Source organism: Streptomyces sp. NPDC043680 (genome assembly GCF_056436685.1).
The window spans coordinates 1-1,323 of sequence record NZ_JBWKCE010000049.1; the positions used below are offsets into that span (position 1 = coordinate 1).

The 1,323-nt window shown below is 67.1% G+C and carries 1 protein-coding gene; it reads right to left on the bottom strand.

Translation table 11 applies throughout. The annotated features are described in order from the left end of the window. A partial coding sequence (gene ahcY / locus AC0666_RS33950; protein WP_478709114.1) for an adenosylhomocysteinase occupies positions 1–1,323 on the bottom strand: 1,323 nt, incomplete at its 5' end.

Genomic DNA, 1,323 nt, shown 5'->3' on the forward strand with positions numbered 1-1,323 from the left:
TCAGTAGCGGTAGTGGTCCGGCTTGTACGGGCCTTCGACCTTGACGCCGATGTACTCGGCCTGCTCCGGGCGCAGGGTGGTCAGCTTGACGCCGAGGGCGTCGAGGTGGAGGCGGGCCACCTTCTCGTCCAGGTGCTTGGGCAGCACGTAGACGTCGGTCGGGTACTCCTCCGGCTTGGTGAACAGCTCGATCTGCGCCAGGGTCTGGTCCGCGAACGAGTTCGACATCACGAACGACGGGTGGCCGGTCGCGTTGCCCAGGTTCAGCAGACGACCCTCGGACAGCACGATCAGCACCTTGCCGTCCGGGAACGTCCACGTGTGGACCTGCGGCTTGACCTCGTCCTTGACGATGCCCTCGATCTTCGCCAGACCGGCCATGTCGATCTCGTTGTCGAAGTGGCCGATGTTGCCCACGATCGCCTGGTGCTTCATCTTGGCCATGTCCGAGGCCATGATGATGTCCTTGTTGCCCGTGGTCGTGATGAAGATGTCGGCCGTCTCCACCACGTCGTCCAGCGTCGCGACCTGGTAGCCGTCCATCGCCGCCTGCAGCGCACAGATCGGGTCGATCTCGGTGACGATGACGCGGGCGCCCTGGCCGCGCAGCGACTCCGCGCAGCCCTTGCCGACATCGCCGTAACCGCAGACCACCGCGACCTTGCCGCCGATCAGGACATCGGTGGCACGGTTGATGCCGTCGATCAGCGAGTGCCGGCAGCCGTACTTGTTGTCGAACTTCGACTTCGTCACCGCGTCGTTCACGTTGATCGCCGGGAACAGCAGCGTGCCCTCGGCCATCATCTCGTAGAGGCGGTGGACACCGGTGGTGGTCTCCTCGGTGACACCGCGGATCTCGGACGCGAGCTGCGTCCACTTCTGCGGGGTCTCGCCGAGGGTGCGGTTCAGCAGGGTGAGGATGTGGCCGTACTCCTCGGAGTCCGCCGTGGACGGGTCCGGGGCGGAGCCGGCCTTCTCGAACTCGACGCCCTTGTGGACGAGGAGGGTGGCGTCACCGCCGTCGTCCAGGATCATGTTCGGGCCGCCGGTGGGGGTGTTCGGCCAGGTCAGCGCCTGCTCCGTGCACCACCAGTACTCCTCCAGCGTCTCGCCCTTCCAGGCGAAGACGGGTACGCCCTGCGGGTTGTCCGGGGTGCCGTTCGGGCCGACGGCGATGGCGGCGGCCGCGTGGTCCTGGGTGGAGAAGATGTTGCAGGAGGCCCAGCGGACCTCGGCGCCGAGGGCGACCAGGGTCTCGATGAGGACGGCGGTCTGCACGGTCATGTGCAGGGAGCCGGTGATGCGGGCGCCGGCCAGCGGCTG